The following is a 9,613-nucleotide window of genomic DNA, read 5'->3' as shown; positions in this document are numbered from 1 at the left end:
CCCCCCGCACAGATCCGAGCGAGCGGAATTCCCGCACTCGGCTCCTACCTCGGGGTCGTCCCCTAGTGCAGGCGGATATGAAGATGCCTTGTGACTACCGACGTAGGTAGGCGCGTGGGCTGCTGTTGTCGTTTAGAACGTTGAATTGCCGCGCTATATCAACTGATGTCGTCTTGTGAAAGCAAGCAAGACTAGATCGCGTTGTCCAAGATGTGTGCCGCGATAGTGTCCGTGGCATTCATGTGGAGAGGAAGATCATGCCTAACGAAAGTAGCCCCAACTCGCTAATTGCCTTCGAAACCCTCGAATCGAACGTGCGAACATATTCGCGGTCATTTCCTGTTGTGTTCAGGAAGAGCGAAGGAGCAATCCTCGAAGACGAGGAGGGTCGTCAGTATGTCGATTTTCTCTCCGGCGCGGGTGTCCTTAACTACGGGCACAACGACCGCGATTTTCTGAACCACGCCATGCAATACCTAAATGCAAATGGAATCGTCCAAGGGCTGGACATGGCTACGTCAGCAAAAAGGGAGTTTCTCGAGTATTTTGATGAAATAATATTGCGCCCGCGCGGTCTGAAATACAGGTTTCAGTTCACCGGGCCTACGGGCGCCAATGCCGTCGAAGCCGCCTTAAAACTTGCTCGGAAAGTTACGGGTCGGAGCAGTATTATTTCATTCACCAACGGCTTTCATGGAGTGACCTTAGGGGCGCTCGCGGTAACGGGTAATCGATATTATCGGGACGCGGGAGGCATTCCTCCGGGCGGTGCAGTGTTTATGCCTTATGACGGGTATTGGGGGCCCAGCAACGATACGTCGCGATTCTTGCAGAAAGTACTTGATGATGGAAGCAGCGGCGTTGATCTGCCAGCAGCCGTCATTCTTGAGACCGTTCAAGCTGAGGGAGGAATCAGACCGGCGAGCAAGGAGTGGCTGCAGTCAGTTGAGCGGCTTTGCAGAGACAACGGCATCCTACTTATTGTCGACGACATTCAGGCAGGTTGCGGACGAACGGGTGATTTCTTCAGCTTTGAATTTGCAGAATTATCTCCAGACGTTGTTCTCTTGTCCAAGTCCCTCAGTGGCTGTGGACTGCCATTGTCCCTTTTGCTGCTCAAACCCGGCCTCGATATTTGGCAACCGGGCGAGCACAGCGGCACCTTCAGAGGCAATAACCTTGCCCTCATAACGGCCACGGCTGCATTGCGAAAATATTGGGCTAGTGAAGAGCTGTCTGCGCTTGTGAAGAAGACCGGGCACACTATGCGCGAACGTCTTCGGGAGATTAGGAACCAAGATCGCCGCCTTGCCGTACGTGGGAGGGGCATGATGTTGGGGCTCGATTGCGGTACAGGAGAACTGACCGAGAAAATCGTTCGCAACGCCTTTGAAGAAGGGCTCGTTGTAGAGCGATGCGGCGCGGAGGATGAGGTTATCAAGCTTCTCCCTCCGTTGACCATTGACCAGCAGACGCTTCAACGCGGCTTGGACATTCTGGAAGAGTCGGTCAACGCTGCGCTCAATGTGGTGCCAGATCCTGCAACGGTTCTGGAGAAATAGCGCGCTCGTTGATCTAACGTCGTCGATGAAAGTGTAGCCGGCGCGCCAGGAGGACATGGCCTGGCTTAATCAGCGAGATTCATCCGGATCAGGGCAGTTTTGGGGTGCTCGGCTGGCCAAGCCGCAGATCGAAACCAGCCGCCAACCTCAGACAAGTGGATAGAATTTTGTTAGGTCGTTTAGCTTGCGTGAAAAGAACGCCAGCGCGCCAACCTTCGGCCACCAACGGACTTGAGATTCGGCTTATCACTATCTGATCTGTGGACCCAGTGCTGGATACGGAATTAGGCTTAAAGGCGTCCACCCTCAGAGGATGGCTAAAATGCTTCAGAGCTTGGCGATCATTGTCACCGACGCATGCGAGACGAAAACAGCCCAGCAAGATCGCTGCCAATCGGCCGTAGGATTGCTTGCGGGCACTTCAATGCTAATTCACTTGTTAGCCCAATTGGCGCAGGCAGGCGTGCAGAAGTCGGTGATCTTAACCCTTCATGCTGATCTTGGCTTGCGTTTACATAGCGTCCCGAATGGCATGGACCTCTGCTTACGCGCTCTGCCTACGCCGAATGCGGGGCGCCTCATTGATGCAGTAACAGTAGACGAGATTAGCGAGGTACGCGGCGAAGTCTTGATTTTCACCGAGAACCTCAATATCGACGTCTCGCTTATCAAGCGCTTGATACAGGCTTCTGGCCGAAACCTCATCGTTGTAGGCAAATCACATAGCCAGCGATCGTTGCGCTTGCTAACAAATAACGCGCTCCGAGTTACAGCCATCCTCCCACGCAGCTCTGTCAGTAGCAGAAACGTCACTGCGGATTTGATCCCTATCGGCGTTTATAAGTTCAGTTCTGAGCTACTTCGCAGCATTGCGCGAAGTCGACGGCGTCGACGCAATGATGACCTCGAGTTTTTTGAAGCCGCACTGGGGCGTCAAGCGTATGAAATGCACGTCATGCATGGCGGGACCATGGCTCGCCCGGGCTGACGGTTCAATCGTGAGCCGTCACTTGCGTCCACTCCTACTCCATCGCTCGACGCGGCGGCTACAACAAAGGACATGGCGCGCCGCTCGACGTTCGTGGTTTAGATATTCGCAAAGTGTTTCGCCGGTATGCCTATGGAGTTGCCCCATAAAAACCGGACAGGATCAGATTTCTGTTTGACTGTTTAAGAACTCGCGCGGTGACCGATATCCCAAAGCTTTGTGCGGGTGAAGCGTGTTGTAGTGCTCGAACCACAATGGCAGTTGGGCGATGACCGTTTCAGCGTCCGGGATGGAATTCACAGAGACGTAATCGCGCTTGAACGTTTTGACGAAGGCTTCGGCCATTCCGTTGGACTGAGGGCTGCGGACCGGCGTCGTGCAAGGCTCCAGCCCGATATCCAGCAGCAGCGATTTCGTGCCTGCCGCAATAAAGCAACGATCCATTGTCGGTCAGCCATTCGATGGGCTTAGGAAGGATATTGATGCGGCCGAAACGGTTTTCGACGGCCGTTATGACAAGGTCCTGAACATCTTCGCTCTTGATGCCTTCAGTGGTGGCGACATGGGCAATGGCCTCGCGGTCACAGCAGTCGAGCGCAAAGGCAACGCGGACCTTTTCTTTGTTATCACAGCCGATTTCAAAACCGTCCGAGCACCAACGCAAATTCGACTGAGTTACAGCAACGCGACCATCGTGGCGGCGGGTATCAATGGCTCCAGTATGGCGTTGGAGAAGCAGGCCGTGCACCTTCATCACCCGATAAACGCGTTTGGCGTTCGGCCATGGGCGGCTTTCGCCGCGGGCTTTACGGCGTAAGATCGCATGAACCCGGCGATATCCATAGGTCGGCATCTCGGAGATGATCGCTTTGATTTCATCGACGAGATCATCATCGGCGAGCGGCGGCCGACCACGGGCTTTGTGGGGACACTGTTTCACACGCTCAACCATGTTTGACCGGGCAATACCAAAAGTCTCGCACACAGCCGTCATCGGGAACTTCCCTTCGGCAATGACAGCGAGCGCAACAGATGTTTTTTTGGGCCGGTCGCGATCTCAAGCGCCTCTTTGAGAATCTCGCCTTCCATCGTCTTCTTGCCGAGCAAGCGCTGCAGTTCTTTGACCTGGTTCTGAAGGGCACGATATTCGGATGCGGGAACGACATCTTCCTCGGCAGCAGTTGCCGTCAAAGCCCCTTGGGTGGCAAGCTTACGCCAGGTGAACAACTGGTTCGGCTGGATGCCATAGCGGCGAGCAACAATGCTCACCGTAGCGTCCGGCTCATATGTCTCCTGGATGATGGCAAGCTTCTCTGCCGTCGACCAGCGACGGCGGCGCTCAGGGCCGGACAGGACTTCTATCTTAGGACTGTGACTGGTCATAATGGGCACATTACCTCGCACACTTGTTAAGTGGGAGATCGTGTCCGGATATTTATGGGGCCATTACAGCCTAGAGATGACCTATAGTTCATATTGGAACATCATGTCACGCGACATCAGCGATGCCTGCGAAGCCCTCTGGCCGATCTAAGGCACTGAGTGCCGCAACATCCGGAGCCCGCCGAGCACTCTTAGCTGGCTTCTTGATGTGGGTCATTGTGAGGACGAGATTCAAATTGCATTTCTTTCCATTTTATAGTTCAAATCGAATCGAGATGCCTGCTCTAAGCCCGAGGCGCTCCTGCCGCGCAATGACCTCCGTTGAACGGCTCTGACATCAGCAATCGGAGCGTCGATGGCCAACTTAGTGGCAATCTCGTCAGTGCTGACGTCGATCAGTGTCGAGCCAGGCACCATGAGACTTATCGCAGATCTCGGCAACCGAAACGCCGTCATCACCTTACTTTAAAAATGAATGCCTTCTGGGCGTCCGAAATCTGCAATGCCTTCACGGTCTTCTGTTCATTTCCCAGCCAGGAAAGTGCACCGAAAACCTTTCATCCAGTTTGAAGGGTTCTGCTCATTGAGCCGACAATGACGGACATTGAACACAGCACCTCTGGTGCCTTTCTCTTGTTCTAGAATGATTTTTTCACTTGGCATAGTGCATGCAGGTTTGTCGCAGACGCCTCACACAACCAGGATCAATGACCATGACCAACAACTATGCTTCTGGACCGAACTCTGACTACTTGTCTCAAGGCTCTGTCATTCGTCCTCGTGAGGCACTGACATTTCGTGATCTTGAGCTGAATATAACCAGCCATCGCGTGCTGCGAAATGGCCATTCAATCCATCTTACTCCAACAGCGTTTCGTCTTTTACATCACCTGATGAAAGACCCATTCAGGGTGTACTCCCGACCTGAACTGAAGAATGCAGCGTGGCCGGACAATGTGCATATAGGCCTCCGCACCGTCGATGTTCATATCGGTCATTTGCGCGCCGCCCTCAACCGAGTAGACGAGCCAGTTCTCATACGAACTGTGAGGTCCCTCGGCTATGCCCTTTTCGAATAGGGGTAGCAACGCCTCGGCAGTTGGTATCATCCCTAGCCACCCCTTTATCATCGCTTGCGTAGCAGATGGTCGAGCTACCTCATGAGAACCAAACATCGCTAAAAGAGTGCCCTGTCTCGCGAATATATCTCGCGCCGTCATGTTGTGGTGACGCCAGGCCAGAATGGCAGCAGACAGATACGACGAAAGCGCAACCGTGTCGTTTTTCATCGAACGTCCAATCGCGGAAGGCGTCCTACCGGCTATAACAGAAAGGTCTCGCAGCCGACACTCCTGTATGTTTTGTCGTATTGCCGACATGGTGATCTGGCGCGCCTTCCTCCTGCGCCCTTGCCTAACTCGTTGAGAAATCGAAATAGACTTTTCATACTAACTTTTTGCCCGGTTGGCACGGTTTTTGAATCTCTCGTAGTAATCGGTGGAAATGCCCACATCTTCCTCCTTGTATATTCGACTCATCTAACAAAAAGGAAAGCCAGTATGCCCACGCCACGTCGGAAATCAAAACTCAAGCGTCGCTTTTGCGCCGGTCGGTTCTTAGCTTTTTCGGACCAAGCACCTTCACGAGAAATCGTCAGGCGTTTCGGGGCTGACCCGCGCGGGATTCCAGCAGGATCACCCAGTTCACAAACAGTGCTTCAGGACTTTATTCGAGCAAGGAAATAGATCAGAATGGATCTCCCCGTTGTTAGTGCCATCAAGGACAGGTACGAGCGGCTGCCTCGGCAAATGAAAGTTGCCGCACGTTGGTTGGTGGATCATCCGACTGAGGTCGCACTGCTGTCGATGAGGGAGCAGGCGCGAAGAGCGCGAGTCCCTCCCACGACGCTAACACGACTTGCAAAGCGCCTTGGCTTCGACGGTTTCGACAACTTGAGAGTTGTATTCGCGAATGGCGTCAGGAAGCTGCCACAAAACTATACGGGGTGTGAAGAGGAGTCGATAGCACGAGGCGAGGCCGAGGGTGATGGCGCCACGGTTAGCGACACAGTCGAAGCATTTCATAGCTATCTAAGTGACCTCGCGCAGCCCTCCACCATTGCCGCGCTCGCAGCAGCTGCCGACCTCATGGTGGAAGCAAGGCAAATCTTTTGCATCGGCCTCCGCTCGAGTTTTCCTGCGGCCAATCTTATGCATTGTCTCGGGTCGTTGATTGACTTGCCCATGGCCTTGATTGACGGCGTAGGGGGAACCCGGAATGATGCACTCCTGTCTGCGAGTCGACAAGATGTCTTATTGGTAGTTTCAGTTCGCCCGTATAGTCGATACACAATGCAGATCGCTGAATTCGCAGCGACGCGCGATGCGAAGCTCGTTGCGTTGACGGACAGCGAGCTCTCCCCTATCGCCAAAGTCTCTGAAATTGTTATTCGAGTTCGGACCGAAATGCCTTCGGTTTTTCACACGATGACTCCGGCGTTCGCGGCGGTGGAATGTCTCTTGCAATTGATCGCCGCCAGACGCGGCAGCAGCGCGCTGCAAGCTTTGGCAGCCAACGAAGCAGATCTCGCAGCGTTATATCAGCAGTGATAGGGCTCTACAGATTATTATGACAAGCTTTTGGCGATTGCGTCCGTCTCGTTTTTTCGCTCTCCGGTTACGGTGGTTCTGTCTATGTACTGAATCCGAAGTATTTCCGTCGCTGCGGCTTCAAAACGCTCGAATTGCAAGGCTCTGGCCACAATGGTTTCTGCTAGGCACGCCGACTTCCTGAGACATGTCGATTGTCCGTTGCGATGTGGCAAACCGCAGACTTCAGCTGAGGAGGTTTAAGATGAAATGCACTCGAACGCTCCAGATCAATCCAGCGGATGCCGCACTGTTGAGCGCGATCCCGCCAATCAGAGGTTTGCCGCGTCCGACGCGGGTGCCGCTGTCATTCACCCAAGAGCGGCTTTGGTTCCATTCGCGTCTCACGGGCGGCGGGGACGCCTGTCACTTGCAAATAAGGCTTCGGCTCCGCGGCCAGCTGGACGACGCGGCCCTGCAGACCGCTCTGGACGGGTTGGTGGTGCGTCATGAGGTGTTGCGCACCACCATCGGAGTGGATGGCGGCAAACCATTCCAGCGGGTGGGGCCGGCTGATGTCGGTCTGCCGCTGAAACACGACGATGTCACATTGAGAGTCGACGGGGAGGCGGCCCTCGCGATATTGATAAGCAATGAAGCGCAGGCACCATTCGACCTCGAAGCCGGGCCGCTGATCCGCGGGCGACTTGTGCGTTTGACGGTGGACGACCACGTGCTGCTGATCACAATGCACAACATGGTCTCCGATGACCACTCACTGAATATCCTGGCGCACGAGTTCAGCGAGCTCTATAGAGCCGCCCGGACTGGCCGACCGCATCAGCTGGCGCCTTTGCCGGTGCAGTATGCGGACTACACGCTTTGGCAGCGCGGCTGGCTGACGGAAGAGGTGTTAGAGCGGCAATCGGAGTACTGGGGCCGGGTGCTGGCGGGCGCGCCAACGGTGCTGAAGGTACCTACGGACCGGCCGCGTCCGACGCGGCAGGACTACAGGGGCAGTTTCGTCGAGTTCGCGTGGCACGAGCCGCTGACCACGCAGCTCATGGCGCACAGCCGACGTCTTGGAACAACGCTGTTCGGGACTCTGCTGGCGGGATGGGCGCTTTGGTTGGCGCGGATATCGGGTCAGCAGGAGTTAATCATCGGGATGCCGGTTCCCAACCGCACTCGCACCGAGATCACTGGGCTCATTGGGCCCTTCATCAACACGCCGACGCTGCGGATTGATCTGTCGGGCGATCCGACGCTGGAGGAATTGGTGGAGCAGGTCAATACGGCCGTGCTTTGGGCGCAGGTATACCAGGACTTGCCTTTTGATCAGGTGATCGAACGCATCAATCCGCCCCGTAAGCAGGCTCACACCGCAATCCTACATGCGATACCTGCGTTGTTGTCAAACAAGCCCGGGGCGTCGGTGGAATTGCCGGAACTAAAACTTGAGTATATCGGCGTTGACGAACTTGTCGCGCAACATGATCTGGCGCTTGAGCTTGATGAGGTAGGTGAGACGATTTGCGGAAGGCTTGTATATGCGGCGTCGCTGTTCGACCGGAGCACGGTCGCGCAATTCGCGAGGTATTTTCAGCAGGCGCTGAGCCAGATGGCGGTCAACTTTGGCCAGCGGGTCTGGTCGGTGCCGCTTGTGTTGGACAAAGAAGGCAGCCATCTCTCGGCAGAGCTGAAGCCGAGGGAAGTGGCCTTTCCCCACGATCGCTGCATTGACGAGCTGCTCGAGGCGCAGCCGGCGCGGAATCGGGACGCGGTTCATTGCGAGGACGAAAACCTAAGCTATCGTGAACTGAACACGCGGATATCCGCGGCGCCTCAAGTTAGCGAAGTTCAAGCTTCGGTCGACAACTGCGACGCGACGCGCGGTACCGCTACCATGAATTTCATTGAGGGAGCGCGCGGCGTAACCGAGGGGGAGCTACAAGCTAACAGCATCACGCGTTATCATGTAACAGAATTCTATCGAGAACAAATCACAGATACGATTTATCACGAGCAGCTTAGACATATCGTTGAGCCTTCATTCGAAGAGTTCGAGAGTCCCGGTAATCTTGATACGAGCGGCGAGCACGACAATACCGTCGTGCCCGGATTTCAGCACAAATACCCTCAGACCGGGTTGTTGCTGGTAACGGACCGTTGCGCTTCATATTGCCGTTATTGTTTTCGCAAACGCATTGTGGGCAAAAATTCCGATGAAGTTGCAACTGATTTCGCGCAAATTTCAAAATATATTAGAGGACATCCCGAAATAACGAACGTGCTGCTATCGGGCGGCGACCCGTTCATGCTCAGCACTGCCAGGCTCGAAAAAATCCTGGATCATCTGCTGCCCGTCCCGCATTTGAATTCAATTCGGTTCGGCACAAAAATGGTCGCCTACGAGCCTAAGCGGTTTGAGGATCCCGCTCTGTTACCTTTGTTCCAGCGGATCAATGAATCAGGTAAGGCTGCAGTGATTGTCACACATTTCGATCACATCGGTGAAATCTCGCTCGATGCAGAACGCATTATTCGTTCCTTGAGTGCACACGGCTTGCAGTTCCTCAACCAAGCGGTACTTCTAAGGAGGGTCAATGATGATCCCGAGATCTTGGCTGCAACGTTCGCCAAGTGTCACCAAATGGGCATCCACCCCTATTATCTCTTCCAAGGCAGGCCGGTAAAGGGCGCATCACATTTTCAGGTTTCGCTGCGCCGCGGACTAGAAATTGCCCACGGCATCAATCACCGTCTCAGCGGTATCCAAAAGACCTTCAAATACATCATGTCGCATTATACAGGAAAGATCGAGATCCTCGATATTGGAACCGATGGCCGCGTCTATATGCGATATCATCAAAACAAAACTCCCGAAAAAATTGGAAAGATCTTTTCGCGACTGTACACCGAGGGTGCATGCTGGTTGGATGATTTGCCCGAGGGATGAAATCCAAAGGCTCGCGTTTCTGATTGTCGGCCCGTATCGGCAAAGGTTCACTCCTACTACCATGTCGAAGTCGATAAGGCCTTCTATTCCGTGCCGCACCGCCTGATCGTCGAGATCTTCCATGATCACCAAC

At 54.5% G+C, this 9,613-nt stretch carries 5 protein-coding genes and 2 pseudogenes; 6 read left to right on the top strand and 1 reads right to left on the bottom strand.

Annotated elements, in window-relative coordinates; genetic code table 11:
• The first annotated feature begins 257 nt into the window (after nucleotides 1–257).
• Both ectB and LPU83_RS24380 read left to right on the top strand, forming a co-directional pair.
• Nucleotides 258–1,562, top strand: coding sequence for a diaminobutyrate--2-oxoglutarate transaminase (gene ectB / locus LPU83_RS24460; RefSeq protein ID WP_024318907.1), 1,305 nt, complete (start codon nucleotides 258–260; stop codon nucleotides 1,560–1,562).
• A 322-nt stretch (nucleotides 1,563–1,884) separates the two neighbouring features.
• A complete protein-coding gene (locus tag LPU83_RS24380) occupies nucleotides 1,885–2,550 on the top strand; it encodes a hypothetical protein (RefSeq protein WP_029710557.1) in 666 nt (221 codons plus the stop codon).
• A 162-nt stretch (nucleotides 2,551–2,712) separates the two neighbouring features.
• Here the strand turns inward: LPU83_RS24380 and LPU83_RS24365 are convergent.
• Nucleotides 2,713–3,933 (bottom strand): annotated as a pseudogene (locus tag LPU83_RS24365) (IS3 family transposase).
• Between the two features lie 668 nt (nucleotides 3,934–4,601).
• On the opposite strand from LPU83_RS24365, the gene LPU83_RS75290 reads away from it, so the two are divergent.
• The 4 genes and pseudogenes from LPU83_RS75290 to LPU83_RS75650 form a co-directional block, all read left to right on the top strand.
• A complete protein-coding gene (locus LPU83_RS75290) occupies nucleotides 4,602–5,012 on the top strand; it encodes a winged helix-turn-helix domain-containing protein (protein WP_082323325.1) in 411 nt (136 codons plus the stop codon).
• 672 nt (nucleotides 5,013–5,684) lie between these two features.
• Nucleotides 5,685–6,542 (top strand): MurR/RpiR family transcriptional regulator, encoded by an 858-nt coding sequence (locus tag LPU83_RS24245; RefSeq protein WP_024318914.1) that lies wholly within the window; start codon nucleotides 5,685–5,687, stop codon nucleotides 6,540–6,542.
• 244 nt (nucleotides 6,543–6,786) lie between these two features.
• Nucleotides 6,787–9,480: a condensation domain-containing protein gene (locus LPU83_RS75655; RefSeq protein ID WP_162392063.1), complete on the top strand. Its 2,694-nt coding sequence runs from the start codon at nucleotides 6,787–6,789 to the stop codon at nucleotides 9,478–9,480.
• A gap of 3 nt (nucleotides 9,481–9,483) precedes the next feature.
• A pseudogene (locus LPU83_RS75650) lies at nucleotides 9,484–9,613 on the top strand (Mu transposase domain-containing protein); the annotation flags it as partial.

The sequence above is a fragment of the Rhizobium favelukesii genome (assembly GCF_000577275.2).
Classification (GTDB): Bacteria; Pseudomonadota; Alphaproteobacteria; order Rhizobiales; family Rhizobiaceae; genus Rhizobium; species Rhizobium favelukesii.
This window is presented reverse-complemented; position numbering and strand designations above follow the sequence as displayed.